Raw genomic sequence first — 17,898 nt, 5'->3', positions numbered from 1 at the left:
CGCTAGGCGTTCAAAGGCAGGTACGCCGAGAGGTCGGTGCGCTCGCCGGAGGCGCTCACGCGCCCCTCGCCCACGGCGTCGGCCCACGGCAGCGCACCGGTCGCCAGGCCGATCCAGGTCAGCGCATCCATCTCGACCACCGCGGGCGGCGTACCTCGCGTGTGGCGGACGCCCTCGATCACCTGGACGGCGGCGTACGGCGGCACCCGGACCTCGACCGAGCGGCCCGGGGCGCGCTCCTCGAGGACCGCCAGGAAGTGCTTGGCGAGCAGCTTGAGATCGGCCCGCGTCGCGTCGTCGGTGAGCACCCGGGAGAGCGCTGCTGCCACGTCGGCGGCCGCTGCCGGCCGCAACCTGGCCGGCATCAGCGGCGCATGTCGTCGTCGGTGACCATGGGACCAGTGTTCCCGAACTACGGTGCAGCCATGACCACGTTCCGGGAGCTCTCGCGCAACCGGGACTTCACGGTCCTGTGGGTCGGCCAGACGATCTCGGACCTCGGCTCACGGGTCAGCAGCTTCGTCTACCCCCTCATCGGCTGGGCCCTGACGCACTCGACGGCCTGGGCGTCGGCCGTCGAGGCGGCGTACCTCCTCGGCATGGTGGCGATCCTGCTCCCGGCCGGTGTGATGGCGGACCGCCTCGACCGGCTGCGGATCATGCGCGCCTCCTCGGCGATCGGTGTTGCGCTCTACGCGTCGCTCGTGGTCGCCGGCCTGCTGCACCACCTCACCATCGGGCACCTGATCGCGGTCGCCCTCCTGACCGGTGTCGCGGCCGGCCTGTTCTCCCCGGCCGAGAGCTCGGCCATCCGAGCGGTGGTCGCCAAGGAGGACCTGCCGACCGCCTTCTCCCAGCAGCAGGCGCGCGAGCACATCGCGAGCCTCGCGGGTGCTCCGCTCGGCGGCGTCCTGCTCGCCCTGACCCGCTGGGCGCCGTTCCTCCTCGACGCGCTCTCGTACGCCGCCAGCTGGCTGCTGCTCGGACGCATCCGCACCGATCTCTCGGCAGCGCCCGGCGCTCGCGCGAAGCCCACGCGCGAGCTGCGCGACGGCATCGCCTTCACCTGGTCACACCCGTTCCTGCGGGTGATCCTCGTGTGGGCGCCGCTGGTGAACCTGACCATGAACGCGCTCTTCCTGACCGCGGTGCTGCGCCTCGTGCAGTCCGGCACCCGGCCGACCACCATCTCCCTGGTCGAGATCGTGGGTGGGGTGTGCGGCATCGTCGGCGCCTACTTCGCACCACGCATCATCCAGCGGCTCCCGACCGGCGTGCTGACCATCCTGGTCGCGTGGTCCACGCTGCCGCTCGTCGTACCGATGGCGCTGTGGAACCAGCCCGCCGTCGTCGCCGCCGCACTCGGTGTCCTGCTCCTGCTCAACCCCGCCGGCAACGCCGGCATCGGCGCCTACCAGACCTCGATCACCCCGCCCGAGGTCCTGGGCCGCTCGCACTCCGCGATGCGCCTGGTCGGCATGGCGGCGATGCCGGTGGCCCCGCTCGTCGCCGGCGTCCTGCTCACCCATCTCGACGGCCGCGACGCGATGCTCGGGATCGGCGTCCTGGCTGCCGTGACCGCGCTGATCCCGACGCTGTCCAGGTCGGTCCGCGCGGTCCCCCGGCCCGCCGACTGGTCCTCCCGCGAGGTCGCCGCCGTGGCGCGCTGAGACGCCGAGGCAGCGTCGGCCACAATGGGCGCATGCGCCTCCGCCACGCAGCCTCCGCCGCCGTCCTCGCCTGCGCGCTGCCTGCCCTGGCCGCCTGCGGCGGCTCCGCCTCGGGCCTGAACGCCGGCGACCTCGTCAATGCCCGCCAGGCGGCGCAGTTCTCGAACGAGAAGCAGACCGGGATCGCGCTTCCCACGGGCCGGCTCGAGGTGCACACCGGCCAGCCCGTCAAGGCACTGACCTCGGAGGACACCTCCGAGCTGACGTCCGAGACCGCACCGGCCGGCATGGAGTTCGTGCCGATCACGTGGGAGTTCGTGCGGCGCTCCTCCACGGCGTACGCCGGCTTCATCGGCGCCAACGACCTCGCGACCGCGGACATCCGCGTCGGCAAGGACAACTACCGCCTCCCCGCCCCCGACCCGAGCCAGGGTGCCGAGTCGTTCTACGTCGTGGTGCCGGCCAGCAGCGCCCACGTCCGCCTCGGCATCGGGTACGACGGCGTCACCCAGGTCGCCGACCTGACCACCGGCAAGGTCGACGCGGGCCGGGCCGAGGGCCTGTACCACCTCTCGTACAAGAAGCCGCGCTACGCCGACTGCGGCGCCAAGCCGAGCTGGAAGGTCCTCGCGGCGTCGCAGAGCACGTGCAAGGTGACCGAGCCCGTCGTCCTGCCGTACGCCGGCGGCAAGTGGGCCAAGCCCGGACACGAGTGGCTCGTGGTCTCGGTGGCCACCACGTTCGGCACGCTGACCGAGGCGGGCGTCACGATCGCCCAGGGCGGCACCTACTACCCCGTCGGGCTGACCACGACCTACCGGCTCGGCAAGGCCGCACCGGTCAAGACGCTGCTCAAGAGCAACGACGACGCCGTCTGCCCGGTCCCCAAGACCGGCGCGTGCAACTCCAGCGCCTCGCTGATCTTCGACCGGGTCGGCCACTCGCTCACCCTGACCCTGACCCAGAAGTACCGCTTCCAGCTCGGTTCGGGCTGGGGCGGGTTCGCCGGCAAGAAGATCGACCACCAGACCGGCACGACCGTCATCACGCTGAAGAAGCCGCGCTGAGGCTCAGTCCGACGGCGCCGACCGGCCGCGCTTGATCTCGCCGCGTCGCTTCTTGCTCGCGATCCGGCGCTCCTTGGAGCCACGGGTCGGCTTGGTCGGTCGACGCCTCGGCGGTGGTGGCGCAGCGGCCTCACGCAGCACCTGGGCCATCCGCTCCCTGGCCGCCTTGCGGTTGGCCAGCTGACCGCGGTGCTCGCTGGCGGCGATGGTCAGCACCCCGTCGACCAGCCGGCCCTCGAGGCGGCTCAGCAGCCGGTCGCGGAGGTGGTCGGGCACCGAACGCGCCCGGGCGACGTCGTAGGACAGCTCGACGCGGCTGTCGGTGGTGTTGACGCCCTGACCGCCGGGTCCGGACGAGCGGGAGAACCGCTCGGCGAGCTCGTCGTCGGGGACGACGAACCTGCTGGTGACGACGAGGTCGGGCACTCCCCCAGTGTCAGCCCAGAGCAGCGGGGAGCGTCGCGCTCCACGCCGTGCGGAGCTCGTCGAGGCCGATCGAGAACTGGCCGGCCACCTCGAGCGCGTCGCCACCGGTGCGACCCAGGTCGGTCACCGTGACACCGTGCTTGTCGGCCGCAGCCGCCAGGGCGTCGTACGCCGCGTCGGGGACCGTCACGACGACCCGGGCCGTGGACTCGGCGAAGAGCTGGACGAACGCGTCACCCGCAAGCTCGACGCTCGCACCGATCCCGCGCGCGAAGGTGCACTCGGCGAGGGCCTGGGCCAGGCCGCCGTCGGAGAGATCGTGGGCGCTGGTGACCGTGCCGACCAGCTCGGTCAGGAGCGTCGCGAGGCTGCGCTCGGCGCCGAGGTCGACCTTCGGCGGCAGGCCACCGAGGTGGCCGTGCACGACGTTGGCCCACTCGGAGCCGGAGAGCTCTTCGCGGGTCTCGCCGAGCAGCACCACGCGCTCGCCCTCGGCCTGGAAGCCGGTGGGCGTGCGCCTCGTGACGTCGTCGATGACGCCGAGGACGGCCACGACCGGCGTCGGCAGGATCGCGGTCTCGCCGGTCTGGTTGTAGAGGCTGACGTTGCCGCCCGTGACGGGGACGCCCAGCTCGAGGCAGGCGTCCTTGAGGCCACGGCAGGCCTCGGCGAACTGCCACATCACGGCCGGGTCCTCGGGTGAGCCGAAGTTGAGGCAGTCGGAGACGGCCAGTGGCGTCGCGCCACCGGTCGCCACGTTGCGGTAGGCCTCGACGAGGGCGAGCTGCGCGCCGGCGTACGGGTCGAGCTTGGCGAAGCGGCCGTTGCAGTCGGTCGCGATGGAGACGCCGAGGTTGGTCTCCTCGTCGATCCGGATCATGCCCGAGTCGGCCGGCTGCGCGAGGACGGTGTTGCCCTGGACGTAGCGGTCGTACTGATCGGTGATCCAGGACTTGTCGCACAGGTTGGGGCTGGCCACGAGCCGGAGCAGGGTGGCGCGGAGCTCGTCGCCGGTGGCGGGCCGCGCCAGCTTCTCGGCGCCGTCGGCCTGCAGGGTGTCCTGCCAGTCGGGGCGGGCGAACGGACGGTGGTAGACGGGGCCGTCGTGGGCGACGGTGCGGGGCGGCACGTCGACGACGGTCTGGCCGTGCCAGGTGATCTCGAGACGCCCGGTGTCGGTGACCTCGCCGATCGCGACGGCCTCGACGTCCCACTTGGCGCAGATCGCCATGAACGCGTCGAGGTTGGCCGGCTCGACGACCGCCATCATCCGCTCCTGGCTCTCGCTCATGAGGATCTCCTCGGGCGAGAGCGTGGAGTCGCGCAGCGGGACCCGGTCGAGCTCGCAGCGCATGCCGCCGTCACCGGCGGAGGCGAGCTCGGTGGTCGCGCAGGACAGGCCCGCGCCGCCGAGGTCCTGGATGCCGCTGACGACCTCGGCCGCGAAGAGCTCGAGCGTGCACTCGATGAGCAGCTTCTCCATGAACGGGTCGCCGACCTGGACGCTGGGACGCTTGGCGGGGCCGTCGGCGTCGAAGGTCTCGGAGGCGAGCACGGAGACGCCGCCGATGCCGTCGCCGCCGGTGCGGGCGCCGTACAGGACGACGAGGTTGCCCTTGCCGGTCGCGTTGGCGAGGTGGAGGTCCTCGTGGCGCATGACGCCGATGCAGCCGGCGTTGACCAGCGGGTTGCCGAGGTAGGTGGCGTCGAAGACCGCCTCGCCGCCGACGTTGGGCAGGCCGAGGCAGTTGCCGTAGCCGCCGACGCCGGCCACGATCCCGGGCAGCACCCGGTGGGTGTCGTCGGCGTCGAGCGGGCCGAAGCGCAGGGGGTCGACGACGGCGACCGGGCGCGCGCCCATCGCGATGATGTCGCGGACGATGCCGCCGACACCCGTCGCGGCGCCCTGGTAGGGCTCGACGTACGACGGGTGGTTGTGCGACTCGACCTTGAAGCTGACGGCGTAGCCCTGGCCGATGTCGATGACGCCGGCGTTCTCACCGATGCCCGCGAGCATTTCTCCCCGCGGAGTCCGCTGGGGAAGCTCGCCGAACTGCTTGAGGTGGACCTTGGAGGACTTGTACGAGCAGTGCTCGGACCACATCACGGAGTACATCGCCAGCTCGGCACCCGTGGGGCGACGGCCGAGGATCTCACGGATCCGGGCGTACTCGTCCTCCTTCAGCCCGAGCTCGGCCCAGGGCTGCTCCCGGTCCGGGTCGGCGGCCGCGACGGCGACGGTGTCGAGGGTCGAACGGGAGGTGTCTACGGACGGCTCAGCCACGCGTGGATCCTATCCGGGCACGCGCCGACGGCCGACTCCAGGTGGACCGCGCGCAGCCGGGTGGAGATTTACCGCCCGAACCGCACTTTTGTCGGAAGAATTGCGGTCGATCGGGAATTACAACGTTGTAGTTCGCTGTGACGTGTGTGACTTGTGTGATTTCTGTGGTTTCGTGAAGCGGTCGCCTTCCCCCGACCGTGTCTGGAGATCTCCATGTCCGCCCGTCGCTCAACGGTTCTCCGTGCGAGCCTCACCGGCCTGACCCTCGTCCTCGCCCTCGCGCTCGCACCACTGCTGCGCACCAGCGGGACACCCCAGATCTCCCTCGCCGACGCGACCACCAACCCGGTGACCCCGGGCGACTTCCAGGGCTACGGCTTCGACCAGTGCTCGGCGCCGAGCCAGAGCACCATGGACGCCTGGCTGCGGTCCTCGCCGTACCTCGCGGTCGGCATCTACATCTCCGGCAACTCGCGCGCCTGCCGCAGCCAGCCGAACCTGACCACCACCTGGATCCACAACCAGCTCGCTCGCGGCTGGAAGCTGCTGCCGATCACCCTCGGCCCGCAGGCCTCCTGCAACAGCCGCTATCCGCGGTACGGCTCCTCGATCGACCCGCGCATCAACCCGACGCCGGGCAGCCTCGGCAAGTACGGCCGCGCCCGCAACCAGGCTCGCGCCGAGGCCGCCAAGACCGCGAGTGCCGCAGCCGCCCTGGGCATCACCAAGGGCAGCACGCTCTGGTACGACCTCGAGGCCTTCGACATCAAGAACACCGGCTGCCGCGAGTCGGCGCTGTCGTTCCTCAGCGCCTACACCGACGCCCTGCACGCGGACGGCTACGTCTCCGGCGTCTACTCCTCCGCAGGCTCCGGCATCGTCGCGCTGGACGACGTACGCCGGACCCGCCCGTCGGCGTACACCCTCCCGGACCGGATCTGGATCGCCCGGTGGGACGGCAACGCCAACACCTCCACGACGTACATCCCGGACACCGGCTGGAACCCCGGTCGCCGGGCCAAGCAGTACCTCGGCGGGCACACCGAGACCTGGGGCGGCGTACGCATCAACATCGACCGCGACTTCCTGAGCCTGGGCCGCGGCTCCTACTCGCCGAAGACCTACCCCTGCGGTGGCGTCGACCTCGACCTGCGTTCGTTCCCGGCGATCTCGTCGGCCAACGCCGCGCAGCACCCGGGCACCGTCAAGGCGCTGCAGTGCATGCTGAAGTTCCGCGGCCTGTACGCCGGCAAGGTGAACGGCAGGTACAACACCGCGACGATCGCCGCGGTCCGCCAGTGGAGGACCTCGCACGGCCTCGGCAGCGCCACCAGCAACCTGGTCTCGGCGAGCTTCTGGGCCGCCTTCCTGTCCGCCGGACACAAGCCGGTGCTCAAGGTCGGCTCCGCCGGCCAGGACGTACGCCGCCTCCAGCGCGCGCTCAACGGCGTCTACCCCCGCCGCCTGCTTCCGGTGACCGGCGTCTATGACTCCGGCACCCGGGCGGTCGTGACGACGTACCAGCGCCAGCACGGCATGAGCCAGACCGGCATCGTGGTCAACGGCCTGTGGAACCGCCTCCAGGCCGGGGGCGCCTGAGCGCTCGCCGCGGGTCGTCCCCGTCGGTCAGCGCAGGACGCCGTCGGCGACGACCTCGAGCAGGGGCCGGACGGCGTCGGCCGACAGGTCGGCCTGGTCGGCGACCGTGGCCACGCCGCCGATGAGGCGGGCGAGCTGCACCGGCTCGAGGCCGGGCTTCACGGCGTCACCGAGCTGCTCGATGACCTTGGCGTTGGCGGCGCTGAGGACCTGGCACTTGGTGCGGATCGGCGACTCGGGGTCGCCCATGGCCGAAGTGATCTTGGCCGGCGAGCCCTTGTAGGAGCTGACCAGGCCGACGTAGTCCTCGAACCAGGCCAGCAGCACCTCGCGCGCCTCGCCCTCGCGGGCGAGGGTCTTCTCGGTCGCGACGTCGACCCGGTCGACCCAGATCTGCATCATCGCGTCGAGCAGCGCGTCCCGGTTGGGGAAGTGGCGGTAGAGGGTGCCGGGGCCGACCCCGGCCTTCTTGGCGATCTCGTCGAGCGGGGCGTCGTACCCCTTCTCACGGAAGACCTCGCGAGCGGTCTCGACGATGCGGTCGTAGTTGCGCTTGGCGTCCGCCCGCATCGTCGTGCCTCCTCCGCGAAAAGAGCTGGTCGAGAATTCCACTTGCAAAACGGAGACAGTCTCCGTATCGTCGTACTCGCAAGTGGAGAGTACCTCCATTTGGAGGCTCCGGTCTAACCGGAGTGGCTCTCCACCAGAGTACGACGGCCGACCCGGCCAGAAAAGAGACGGCGACCAGCATGTCTTCCACCCTCACCTCCCCGCCCCGGGCAACGACGGCCACCGCCGCGCCCGCGTCGGACGCTTCCGCACCCCGGGGCCTCGGCCTCGGCCTCTACCTCGTCCTGCTCGCGCAGCTCATGCTCGTGCTCGACGCCACCGTCGTGAACGTGGCACTCCCCCACATCTCGACCGACCTCTCCTTCACCCCCGCGGGCCTGTCCTGGGTCCTCAACGGCTACTCCCTCGCCTTCGGCGGCCTGCTCCTCCTCGGGGGCCGGCTCGGCGACGTCTTCGGACGCCGCCGGCTGTTCCGGTTCGGCCTGGCGACCTTCACCCTGGGCTCCGCTCTCGGCGGGCTCGCCCCGAGCGCCGGCGTGCTCGTCGCCGCCCGCGGCCTCCAGGGCATCGGCGCCGCGTTGGCCGCGCCGTCGGTCCTCGCACTGATCACCACCAACGCCCCCAACGAGTCGGCGCGCAACCGCGCCCTCGCCGCGTTCACCGCGGTCTCCTCCGGCGGCGGCGCGCTCGGGCTGATCCTCGGTGGCGCGCTCACCAACGCCGTGTCGTGGCGCTGGACGCTGTTCATCAACGTGCCCATCGGGCTCGTGGTCCTCGCCTTCGTCAACCGGTACGTCGGCGAGACCGAGCGTCGCCACGGCCGCTTCGACGTGGTCGGCGCGATCGCCTCGACCGGCGCCGCCGTGTCGATCGTGTGGGCCCTGATCGGCGCCCCCGACCACGGCTGGGGCTCCGCACGGACCCTCGGCGGGCTGGTCCTCGGCACCGTGCTGTTCGTCGTGCTGGCTGTGACCGAGCTCCGTGTCGAGCACCCGCTGCTCCGGCCCGGGCTGCTGCGGAACCGGCGCCGCGTGGCGGCGCTCGTCGCCATGGCCGCGATGTACGGCGCCATGCTGTCGATGTTCTTCGTGATGGTGCAGTTCCTCGAGGACGACCTCCTCTACGGACCGCTGACCACGGGCCTGGCGTTCCTGCCGATGCCGCTGTCGATCTTCGGCCTGTCGCGCGTGACCCCCAAGCTGGTCGCCCGCTTCGGCCAGGCACCGTGGATCGTCCTGGGCACCCTCGGCATCACCATCGCGTTCACCCGGCTGGCGGTCCTGCCCGACGGTGCGACGTACTGGACCGGTGTCTTCCCGTCGCTGCTGCTCTTCGGGCTCTCGTTCGGCGTCACCTTCATGCCGATCACCTCGCTGGTGCTGACCGGCGTCGAGCCCGAGCACGCGGGTGCTGCCTCCGGCCTGCTGCAGACCGCACAGCAGCTCGGTGGCGCGATCGGCCTGGCCATCATCGCCACCACCCTGGCCACCCACCAGGTGCCGACCAACTTCCTGGTCGGGGCCCGGGACGCCTTCAGCGCCGCCGGCATCCTCGGCACGCTGGCGTTCCTGGCGGCGCTGACGCTGGTCGTACGCCGACCCGCGCCGCGCCTCGCCTGAGGGCCCGAACGCGCGTAGTCCCTGACGAAAAGCACGCATTCCCGACCGGAATGTTGTGCTTTCGTCAGGGACAACGTCTTATGTCAGGCGAAGACCTTCTCGACCAGGCTGGTGAAGAAGCCGAGGCCGTCGGTGCCGGAGCCGGTGAGCTCCTCGACCGCGTGCTCGGGGTGCGGCATCAGGCCGACGACGTTGCCCTTGTCGTTGGTGATGCCGGCGATGTCGTTCTGGGAGCCGTTCGGGTTGCCGAGGTAGCGGGCGACGACCCGGCCCTCGCCCTCGATCCGCGCGAGCGTCTCGGCGTCGGCGACGAAGTTGCCCTCGCCGTTCTTGAGGACGACGGTGATCTCCTGGTCCTTGGCGTACGCCGAGGTCCACGCCGTCGTGTTGTTCTCGATGCGCAGCAGCTGGTCGCGGCAGATGAACTTGCGCTGCTCGTTGCGGATCAGCGCGCCGGGCAGCAGGTGCGACTCGGCGAGGATCTGGAAGCCGTTGCAGATGCCGAGGACGGGCATGCCCTTGCCGGCCGCCTCGACGACCTCGGTCATCACGGGCGCGAACCGGCTGACGGCACCACAGCGGAGGTAGTCGCCGTACGAGAAGCCACCGGGGAGGATGACCGCGTCGACGCCCTTGAGGTCGTGGTCGCCGTGCCAGAGGGCGACCGCCTCGTTGCCGCCGATGCGGACCGCCCGCTGCGCGTCGACGTCGTCGAGCGTGCCGGGGAAGGTGACGACACCGATCTTCACTGCTCGACGCTCACCGTGTAGTTCTCGATGACCGTGTTGGCCAGGAAGCTCTCGGCGAGCTTGTCGATCTCGGCGAGCACCGCGTCGGTGACCTCCGGGACCTCCAGCTCGAACCGCTTGCCCTGGCGGACATCGGTGACGCCGTCGAAGCCCAGCCGCGGCAGGGCGCCGAGGACGGCCTTCCCCTGCGGGTCAAGGATCTCGGGCTTGGGCATGACGCTCACAACGACTCGGGCCACGGGCCGCAGTCTAGTAAGACGAGCCGTGACCTGCCGCATCGCCTCTCGCTACCGTTCGCTCATGAGCAGCACTGACGAGTTCCGCGCGGAGATCCTGGTCGACGCAACACCCGCCGAGGTGTGGTCCACGATCACCGACACCAAGAAGCTCGCGCAGGCGAGTCCCGAGCTGATGGCGATGATGCCGCTCAAGCCCGGCGGCTTCCGCGAGGGCCAGCAGTACGTCGGGTGGAACCGCCGCAAGGCGATCATCTGGCCCACGCGCAACGTGGTCGTCGAGTTCACGCCGGAGCAACGGCTCGTCTGGGACACCAAGACGAGCGGCTCGCGGTGGATCTACGAGCTGGCGCCCGAGGGCACCGGCACCCGCCTCGTCCAGCGCCGTCCGGTAGCCAAGCCGGCCGCGGCCTGGGTCAAGGCGTTCGGCAACCTGCTGCTGGGCGGCTGGGAGGACCACGCCGACGAGCTCGAGGCCGGCATGCTCACCTCCTTGGAGCGCATCAAGGCGATCGCCGAGGCCTGAGCCGCCAACCGCCCGCGCGGAGTGCGCCGGACCTGTTCGTACCGAGCGGGCCTCGGGCGCGTGCGCGGTAGCGCGGCGGCGTACGGTGCCGGGGTCACACGGGCCACATCAGTCACCAGCTCTCACTGGTTCCTGAACTTCCAGGCCATTGCAATGGGGTGGAAGTGCAGGAATCACCGGCGAACCGGTGATTCCTGCACCCCCGCGCTCAGGACAGCTCGCGCTTGAGGATCTTCCCGGTGGCGGTCATCGGGAGGGAGTCGACGATCTCGACGATGCGCGGGTACTTGTACGCCGCCATCTGCTCCTTGCCCCAGGCCACCAGCTCCGCGGAGGTGACGGTCGCGCCCTGGTTGAGGATGACGAACGCCTTGACCTCCTCGCCGTGGCTGTCGTGGGGTACGCCGATGACGGCGGCCAGCGAGACGTCGGGGTGGGTCATCAGGACCTCCTCGATCTCGCGCGGGTACACGTTGTAGCCGCCGCGGATGATCATGTCCTTGGACCGGTCGACGATGTAGTAGAAGCCGTCCTCGTCACGTCGGGCGAGGTCGCCGGTGCGGAACCAGCCGTCCTTCATCACCTCGGCGGTGGCCTCGGGGCGGTTGAGGTAGCCCTTCATCACCAGGTGGCCACGGACCGCGATCTCGCCGATGGCGTCGGCGCCCTCGACGGTGGTCCAGTCGTCCTCGATCAGCTTGACCTCGACGCCCCAGATGGGCACACCGATCGAGCCGGGACGCGGCTCGCGGTCGGGGTCGGAGAAGGTGGCGACCGGGGAGGTCTCGGAGAGGCCGTAGCCCTCGAGGATCTGGACGCCGAGCTTGTCCTTGACCTGCTTGATGATCTCGACCGGGAGCGCGGCGCCACCGGAGGCGGCCTTCTTCAGGTTGGCCGCGATGCGGGCCACGTCCACGCCCTCCTTGAGCTCGGCGAGCAGGCCCCACCACATGGTCGGTACGCCGGCGAAGAAGGTGATCCGCTCGCGGCCCATGAGGTCGACCACGGCCTTCGCGTCGAAGCGCGGCACGAGGTAGAGGGTCGCGGCGGTGAGGAATCCGGTGTTCATCTGGACCGAGGCACCGAAGGTGTGGAACAGCGGGAGCGCCACGATGTGCGACTCCTGCGCGATCTCGGCGTCGAAGAGCCGGCTGACGGTGAGCGAGTTCATCCCCAGGCTGAAGTGGGTGAGCTCGGCGCCCTTGGGCTGGCCCGTGGTGCCGGAGGTGTAGAGGATGACCGCGGTGTCGGACTCGGAGGTGTTGACCGGCTCGAAGACCGGCGACTGGCCGGCCAGTGCGGCGCCGAGGGTGCCCGCGCCGTCGATCGACGAGGCGGCCGCCGGGTCGGCGGTGATGAGGAAGAAGTGCTCGCAGCCCTCGACCTCGTTGAAGCCTTCCCAGCTCTCCTGGCCGATCGGCAGGTCCGGCGTACCTTCGAAGGCGAAGAGCGCCTTGGCGCCGGAGTCCTTGAGGTAGTACGCGACCTCGCGGCCCTTGTTCAGCACGTTCATCGGGACGATGACCGCGCCGGCCTTCAGGGCGCCGTAGTAGACCATCGGGAAGTACGGCAGGTTCGGGCAGCTCAAGGCGACCTTGTCGCCAGGCTGGATGCCGCGGGAGACCAGCAGGTTCGCGACCTGGTTGGCCGCGGCGTCGACCTGGGCGTAGGTGAGTCGCAGGTCGCCGAGGACGAGAGCGTCCCGGTCGGGGTAACGGCGGGCGCTGTCCTCGAGGAAGACCGACAGGTTGTACATGGCGCACAAGGTATCGGTTAGTCGCGGCCGGCGAGCAGACCTTCCAAGGTTGAACCGCGCTCGATCGTGATGCCGTACGACGCGCTGTGGTTGACGACCTGGGCGACGATCCAGCCCGAGAGCAGCTCGCAGAGGTCGGCGGCCGGAACCGTCGCGTGGTCCTGGCTCGCCCAGTGGGCGACCGTGGCGCGCACCTGGCCGATGATGCCGATGAAGAGCAGCTGCGCCTCGTCGAGGCGGCGCTGGGCGAGCGTGACGCCGAACCCGGCTGCGATGGCGCTGTTGAGCTCGGCGAGGAAGCCGGCGTACTCCCCCGTGATCACCGAGAGCTCGCTCGGGCCACCGTCGCCGACCTCGCGCTCGACCACGTTGTGCAGGTGGAGGTGTTCGCTCACCCACTCGACCGTCTGGCCGACCAACCGGTCGACCAGCGCCCCGAAGCTCTCGACGTCGTCGAGCGGACCGCTGATCAGCGCGAACGCCTGGCGCAGGATGTCGGCCTGGACCGCACGCAGCAGCCCGTCCCGCCCCCCGAAGTGACGCTGGAGCACGGTCCGCGCCAGCCCTGCGCGGGCGGCGACGTCGGCGAGGGTCAGGTCCGCGCCGAGCGGCGACTCCTCGACGCAGCTGATCGCTGCGTCGAGGATGTGCCGTCGGCGTTCCTCGCGGTGGTCGTCCCACCGCGCGTGCCGGCCGTCGCGAAGCCGCAACGCCGCTCCGATGACGGTTCTGTCAGCCACGCAGGGCGGGCGGCAGCACCCGGAAGGTGTTGAGCCAGCTGCGCTTGCCTCCGAGCCGCGCGAGCGCCTTGCCGGTCTTGTTCGCGGTCCGGTTGGTCACGAACCACGGCGGGCGCGGTGCCAGCGACAGCTCGCCCTTGAGGACCGACATCGGGAAGGGCCGGAACGGGCCACGGACGACGGTCTTCTCGACGTCGGCGAGCAGGTGCGTGTTGTGCACGGTTCCGATGCCGGAGCCGACCGCCTCGAGGGTGTTGCCCGGGTAGGCACCCCATCCGGCGCCGCCGAGGAGGAACGCGATGCCGCTCCAGACGTTCACGCCGACCGCGCCGTACTTGAAGTCGGCCACGATCTCGTCGAACCGCGCGCCCATCTTCCTGATCTCGCGCGGGCGGACGATGACCGAGCCGCCGAGGGTGCCGTCGAGGGTCTCGTTGGCGAACTTCACGGCGCCGGCGAAGAAGTCCGCGCCGGTGCCGGGGAGCTCGGTGATGCCGAGGACGGCGGCGAAGTACTCGGCGTCGTACAGGTCGCTCGGCGATCCCTCGCCCATCGTCACCAGGAGGCAGGAGCCGACCTGCTCGGCGTCGGGGTACGTCGCCTTCGCGCGGTCGATGGCCGCCTGGCCGTTGGGGTACCAGGCCGGACGGGCCTGGAGCTCCTCGAGGACACCGCGGATCTCGGCGAGGAACGCGTCCTTCTGGGCCCAGTCCTTGCTGAGGATGAGGGCCTGGCCGCCGATGCAGTTGTGACCCGCGTTGTGCAGGCGCTGGGTCACGACGTGCTCGGCCTGGAAGCGCAGCTCGCCCTTGGACCACTTGCCGGGGACCACGATGATCGGGGAGACGCCGCCGAGCTCGGAGGACATCTCCTTCGTCAGCTTCGGCGTACCGGCCGCGCGGTTGGCGGCGGCCTCGTCGCCGACGCCCCACACGATCGCGTCGTGGGTGCGGCCGGAGCCGGTGATGTGCACGTGGTTGATGCCGGGGTGGTCGGCGAGGTAGCCGCCGACCTCCGCCGCACCGTTGACGACGCGGACCAGGTTGGCCTCCACGAGCGGCGCGAGCGCGCGCTCGTAGGACGGCTTGAGGTGTGCGAACGTCGGGTTCAGCTTGAGGATGCTGGCGCGGTTGTAGGCCACCAGCTCGTAGGCCACGTCGAGCGGGGCGATGGCGGAGATGTTGCCGGCGCCGAGCACCAGGCCCACGCCACCGTTCTCGCCGACGGTCTTGGCGCCGAGGCCGGCAGCGGCACGCGCCTGACCCTCGGTGACACCCGGCTTGAGCCAGACGTCGCCCGTGAAGCCGCTGAACAGGACCAGGTCCTTGGCGTCACCGGGAAGGACGCGTACGCCGACGCGGCCCCCGGGCTGCTTGGTCAGCTTGACGCCGTCGAGGGCCGACTTGCCCGCGGCGAGCTTGTCGATGGTGGCGGCGTACTCGGCGAACATCGGCGCGGTCGCGCCGGGGCCCGAGATCCACTCCTCGCCCTCGTAGGCGCCGGAGGGGACGCGCTTGGCGCTGGTGGCGGTGCCGGTCCAGACGCCCGCCTCGGCGGCGACGGCCTTCTGGGTCGCCCGGAGCAGCGCAGCGCGCTCCTTCAGGCTCATCGCGGCCCACGCCGCGGCGCCGTCGGTGAGCTGGCCGATGGCCGCGTCGAGCTCGAGGTTGGTCGGCGGGGCGATGGTGTCGCCGGTGATCCGGGTGGTCATCTCAGTGTCCTCCGTGCTGCTGGTCGCGCTCGATGACGCCGCCGTCCTCGCCCACCGTGGCGAACGCGAGCAGCGGGTCGTGGTGGTCGTGCCCGTAGGGCTGGTCGCCGCGGCCCTCGGCACGTGCCCTCTCCTGCTCAAGGTAGATCGCACGCGGCTTGTTCGGGAACCCGAACGCGGCACGGGCCTCGTCGTCGGTCCAGACCTTCTCGTTCTCGGGCTTGAGGCCGAGGAGGTACGGCGCAGCGATCGGGTAGGTGCGCGGGGTCAGTCGCTTGAGCAGCGGCAGCATGATCCGGGGCGAGGCGTTGACCGCGAGCATGACCGGCTTGAGCGCGGCGATGGTGGCCACGTCGACGGCCGCGCTCTGCGGCACACCGCCCATCTCGCGCATCCACCGGGGCATGGTCGCGACGACCGCACGCGAGGTGAGCGCGTTGAGCGCCTTGCGGATCGGCGCGGGAACCTCGGGCGGGAGCGAGGAGAGCTGCATGTTCACCAGGAAGTCGAACATGTCGAGCATGCCCTCGGAGGCGACCATCTTCGGGCGGAACTCGTCGAAGTACGCCGCGACCTCGGCCCGTGTGCGGGGCAGGTCGGCCACGTCGATGGTCTGGAACTGGGCGGCCACCGCGCACTCGCGCCAGTACTCGTTCTCGTCCTCCTCCGAGAGACGGCCCGGGCCGAACATCTCGTAGGTGATCAGGATCGAGTGCCATGCGGTGAGGTGGATCCACTTCTGCGACTCGGGGTTGTTCGCGGCGAACGCGCGGCCCGTCACCGGGTCGTTGCCGATGGCCCGACCGTGGATCTTCATCAGGATGTCGGAGGACTTGAGCACCGACTGGGCGTCGCCGTACAGGATCGTGGCGAAGTACTGCATGGTGCGGTCGAAGCGCAGGGGCGTGCGCTGCTTGACCTGGCCGGACTGGATCACGGCGGCCGCGAGGTCGGGATCGAGGTGCTCGATCGTCACCGCGCGGGAGAAGCCCAGCAGCATCGAGGTGGGGAAGCCCCACACCTTCCGGGCGACGGAGTCGGGTGCGAAGAACCCGTAGTCGCGCATCGGGGCGAGAGCGTCTCGGTCATCGACCGAGCCACCGGCGTACGCCTGCGGCTTCTCAGACATGTGAACCTCCTGTTACCGGTGCACGGCGCACCGGTAACCAACGTAGCCGCTTCACGCTGTAGCGGTAAACGATCTCGGAGCGTGTGCTACAGCATGTCGCAGGAATCAGAAGGTCTCGCCGGTGAGCCGCTCGTAGGCCTCGATGTAGCGGCTGCGGGTGCGCTCGACGACCTCGGACGGGAGCGCCGGCGGCGCCTCGCCGGACGCCTTGTCCCAGCCGCTCTCCGCGGAGAGCGCCCAGTTGCGCACGATCTGCTTGTCGTACGACGGCTGCGCGCGACCCGGGCGGTAGTCGTCGGCGGGCCAGTAGCGGGACGAGTCGGGGGTCAGCACCTCGTCGGCGACGACGATCGGCCCGTCGCCGATCCGACCGAACTCGAACTTGGTGTCGGCCAGGATGATGCCGCGTTCCCGGGCGATCTCGTCGGCCCGGCCGTAGACGGCCAGGGTCAGGTCGCGCAGGGCAGCGGCATCGGTCGCGCCGATGGTCGCGACGACGGCGTCGAAGGAGACGTTCTCGTCGTGGTCGCCCAGGTCGGCCTTCGTGGCAGGCGTGAAGATCGGCGCCGGCAGGCGGCTGCCGTCGACGAGACCGGCCGGCAGCGCGAGCCCACACACCTCGCCGGTCGCGTGGTAGTCGAGCAGGCCCGAGCCGGTGAGGTAGCCACGTGCCACGCACTCGACCGGGAACATGTCGAGCCGCTGCACGATCACCGCGCGACCCTTGACCACCTCGGGGACGTCGGTGGAGACGACGTGGTTGGGCACCAGGTCCTTGAGCTGCTCGAACCACCACAGCGACATCCGGGTGAGGATCTCGCCCTTGTCCGGGATGGTCGTCTCGAGAACGAAGTCGAAGATCGAGAGCCGGTCGCTGGCGACCATCAGCAGGTTGCCGGCGTACTCCCCCTCGGTGACCTCGTAGAGGTCGCGCACCTTGCCCGAGTGGAGGTGGCGGGCTCCGGGGAGCTCGGGTGCGGGCGGGATGTTCGCGATCGTCACGCGCCTACATTAGTTGTGCAGGGGGTCGTCGCTCTCCGGCGTACGCCGAGTGGCACAGTGAAGCCATGACGGCGACTGCTGAAGAGGTCTGGGCGCGCATCGTGGGGGCCGGGCGCCAGACCGTGGATGGTGAGTGCCCCGAGTGCGCGAACGTTGTTCCTGAGCGCATCATCTGGGAGGACGAGAACTGGATCCTCTCCTACAGCGACGGTCCGGTGGACCTTGCTGCTTCCCTGCTCCTGCAGACGCGCGAGCACGACAAGGTCGGCCAGATGGGCGACGAGCACGCCTCCGAGTTCGGCCGGATCTCCAACCGCCTCGTGCGGATCGTGGAGAACCTCCCGCAGGCGGCGTACGTCGATGTCGCGAGGTACGGCGCGCACCGCGGCCACTTCCACGTCTGGTACTTCGCGCCCTTCGCGGAGGGCACCACGGACAAGGTCGACCTGCACGCCGTCGCGAGCAAGCTGGCCAACTGGGGCGGCGAGGCACGCGCATGAGCGTGGTGAAGATCAACGCCATCTCCGTGCCCGAGGGTGCCGGCGCCGAGCTCGAGAAGCGCTTCGCCGCTCGCGCGGGCGCGGTCGAGGGATCGCCCGGCTTCCTGGGCTTCCAGCTGCTCCGCCCGACCGCCGGCGACACCCGCTACTTCGTGGTGACCCACTGGGACTCCGAGGAGTCCTTCGCGGCCTGGCGCGACGGCGACGCCCGCGCGGCCCACGCCGCTCCTCCGGGCGAGGCCCCGCGCAAGCCGGTCTCCACGGGAGCCGACCTGCTGGAGTTCGAGGTCGTGCTGGACGTGAAGCCGGCCTGA

The 17,898-nt window shown here is 70.5% G+C and carries 18 protein-coding genes; 7 read left to right on the top strand and 11 right to left on the bottom strand.

Annotation, left to right across the window (positions count from 1 at the left end; all coding sequences use genetic code 11):
* Positions 1-2: 2 nt before the first annotated feature.
* On the bottom strand, positions 3-365 hold the full coding sequence (locus tag ACYVJ3_RS04415; RefSeq protein ID WP_460851299.1) for a sterol carrier family protein: 363 nt from the start codon (positions 363-365) through the stop codon (positions 3-5).
* A gap of 60 nt (positions 366-425) precedes the next feature.
* Here ACYVJ3_RS04415 and ACYVJ3_RS04410 point away from each other — a divergent pair, with 60 nt between their 5' ends.
* Positions 426-1,670, top strand: coding sequence for an MFS transporter (locus tag ACYVJ3_RS04410; protein ID WP_460851298.1), 1,245 nt, complete (start codon positions 426-428; stop codon positions 1,668-1,670).
* 32 nt (positions 1,671-1,702) lie between these two features.
* Positions 1,703-2,737, top strand: a complete 1,035-nt coding sequence (locus ACYVJ3_RS04405; protein ID WP_460851297.1) for a hypothetical protein — start codon at positions 1,703-1,705, stop codon at positions 2,735-2,737.
* 3 nt (positions 2,738-2,740) lie between these two features.
* Here the strand turns inward: ACYVJ3_RS04405 and arfB are convergent, their stop codons facing one another.
* Together arfB and purL are read right to left on the bottom strand one after the other, a co-directional pair.
* The gene (gene arfB / locus ACYVJ3_RS04400) at positions 2,741-3,163 is read right to left on the bottom strand and encodes an alternative ribosome rescue aminoacyl-tRNA hydrolase ArfB (protein WP_460851296.1); all 423 of its coding nucleotides are present in this window, start codon (positions 3,161-3,163) and stop codon (positions 2,741-2,743) included.
* A 10-nt stretch (positions 3,164-3,173) separates the two neighbouring features.
* The gene (gene purL / locus ACYVJ3_RS04395; protein ID WP_460851295.1) at positions 3,174-5,447 is read right to left on the bottom strand and encodes a phosphoribosylformylglycinamidine synthase subunit PurL; all 2,274 of its coding nucleotides are present in this window, start codon (positions 5,445-5,447) and stop codon (positions 3,174-3,176) included.
* Between the two features lie 213 nt (positions 5,448-5,660).
* Here purL and ACYVJ3_RS04390 point away from each other — a divergent pair, with 213 nt between their 5' ends.
* On the top strand, positions 5,661-7,046 hold the full coding sequence (locus ACYVJ3_RS04390) for a glycoside hydrolase domain-containing protein (RefSeq protein WP_460851294.1): 1,386 nt from the start codon (positions 5,661-5,663) through the stop codon (positions 7,044-7,046).
* A 27-nt stretch (positions 7,047-7,073) separates the two neighbouring features.
* Here the strand turns inward: ACYVJ3_RS04390 and ACYVJ3_RS04385 are convergent, their stop codons facing one another.
* On the bottom strand, positions 7,074-7,616 hold the full coding sequence (locus ACYVJ3_RS04385; protein ID WP_460851293.1) for a TetR/AcrR family transcriptional regulator: 543 nt from the start codon (positions 7,614-7,616) through the stop codon (positions 7,074-7,076).
* A 179-nt stretch (positions 7,617-7,795) separates the two neighbouring features.
* Between ACYVJ3_RS04385 and ACYVJ3_RS04380 the strand changes: the two genes are divergently transcribed.
* On the top strand, positions 7,796-9,235 hold the full coding sequence (locus ACYVJ3_RS04380; protein ID WP_460851292.1) for an MFS transporter: 1,440 nt from the start codon (positions 7,796-7,798) through the stop codon (positions 9,233-9,235).
* Between the two features lie 83 nt (positions 9,236-9,318).
* Here ACYVJ3_RS04380 and purQ read toward each other — a convergent pair whose 3' ends face one another.
* Together purQ and purS are read right to left on the bottom strand one after the other, a co-directional pair.
* Positions 9,319-9,984: a phosphoribosylformylglycinamidine synthase subunit PurQ gene (gene purQ / locus ACYVJ3_RS04375; protein ID WP_460851291.1), complete on the bottom strand. Its 666-nt coding sequence runs from the start codon at positions 9,982-9,984 to the stop codon at positions 9,319-9,321.
* The gene (gene purS, locus ACYVJ3_RS04370) at positions 9,981-10,223 is read right to left on the bottom strand and encodes a phosphoribosylformylglycinamidine synthase subunit PurS (protein WP_460851290.1); all 243 of its coding nucleotides are present in this window, start codon (positions 10,221-10,223) and stop codon (positions 9,981-9,983) included. The genes purQ and purS overlap by 4 nt, the downstream gene beginning before the upstream one ends.
* Before the next feature lie 61 nt (positions 10,224-10,284).
* Here purS and ACYVJ3_RS04365 point away from each other — a divergent pair, with 61 nt between their 5' ends.
* Positions 10,285-10,746: an SRPBCC family protein gene (locus ACYVJ3_RS04365; protein WP_460851289.1), complete on the top strand. Its 462-nt coding sequence runs from the start codon at positions 10,285-10,287 to the stop codon at positions 10,744-10,746.
* A 208-nt stretch (positions 10,747-10,954) separates the two neighbouring features.
* Here the strand turns inward: ACYVJ3_RS04365 and ACYVJ3_RS04360 are convergent, their stop codons facing one another.
* The 5 genes from ACYVJ3_RS04360 to ACYVJ3_RS04340 form a co-directional block, all read right to left on the bottom strand.
* Positions 10,955-12,502: a long-chain-fatty-acid--CoA ligase gene (locus ACYVJ3_RS04360; protein WP_460851288.1), complete on the bottom strand. Its 1,548-nt coding sequence runs from the start codon at positions 12,500-12,502 to the stop codon at positions 10,955-10,957.
* Positions 12,503-12,519: 17 nt separating this feature from the next.
* Positions 12,520-13,242, bottom strand: a complete 723-nt coding sequence (locus tag ACYVJ3_RS04355; RefSeq protein WP_460851287.1) for a TetR/AcrR family transcriptional regulator — start codon at positions 13,240-13,242, stop codon at positions 12,520-12,522.
* A complete protein-coding gene (locus ACYVJ3_RS04350) occupies positions 13,235-14,953 on the bottom strand; it encodes an aldehyde dehydrogenase family protein (RefSeq protein ID WP_460851286.1) in 1,719 nt (572 codons plus the stop codon). Before ACYVJ3_RS04350 ends, ACYVJ3_RS04355 begins: the two co-directional genes overlap by 8 nt.
* 1 nt (position 14,954) lies before the next feature.
* Positions 14,955-16,082 carry an oxygenase MpaB family protein gene (locus ACYVJ3_RS04345; RefSeq protein WP_460851285.1) on the bottom strand — a complete coding sequence of 376 codons (1,128 nt, stop codon included), beginning with the start codon at positions 16,080-16,082 and terminating at the stop codon, positions 14,955-14,957.
* A 105-nt stretch (positions 16,083-16,187) separates the two neighbouring features.
* The gene (locus ACYVJ3_RS04340; protein ID WP_460851284.1) at positions 16,188-17,084 is read right to left on the bottom strand and encodes a phosphoribosylaminoimidazolesuccinocarboxamide synthase; all 897 of its coding nucleotides are present in this window, start codon (positions 17,082-17,084) and stop codon (positions 16,188-16,190) included.
* Positions 17,085-17,149: 65 nt separating this feature from the next.
* Between ACYVJ3_RS04340 and ACYVJ3_RS04335 the strand changes: the two genes are divergently transcribed.
* A complete protein-coding gene (locus ACYVJ3_RS04335; protein ID WP_460851283.1) occupies positions 17,150-17,584 on the top strand; it encodes a hypothetical protein in 435 nt (144 codons plus the stop codon).
* Positions 17,581-17,898, top strand: a complete 318-nt coding sequence (locus tag ACYVJ3_RS04330) for an antibiotic biosynthesis monooxygenase family protein (RefSeq protein WP_460851282.1) — start codon at positions 17,581-17,583, stop codon at positions 17,896-17,898. The genes ACYVJ3_RS04335 and ACYVJ3_RS04330 overlap by 4 nt, the downstream gene beginning before the upstream one ends.

The sequence above is a fragment of the Nocardioides montaniterrae genome (assembly GCF_054782655.1).
This window is presented reverse-complemented; position numbering and strand designations above follow the sequence as displayed.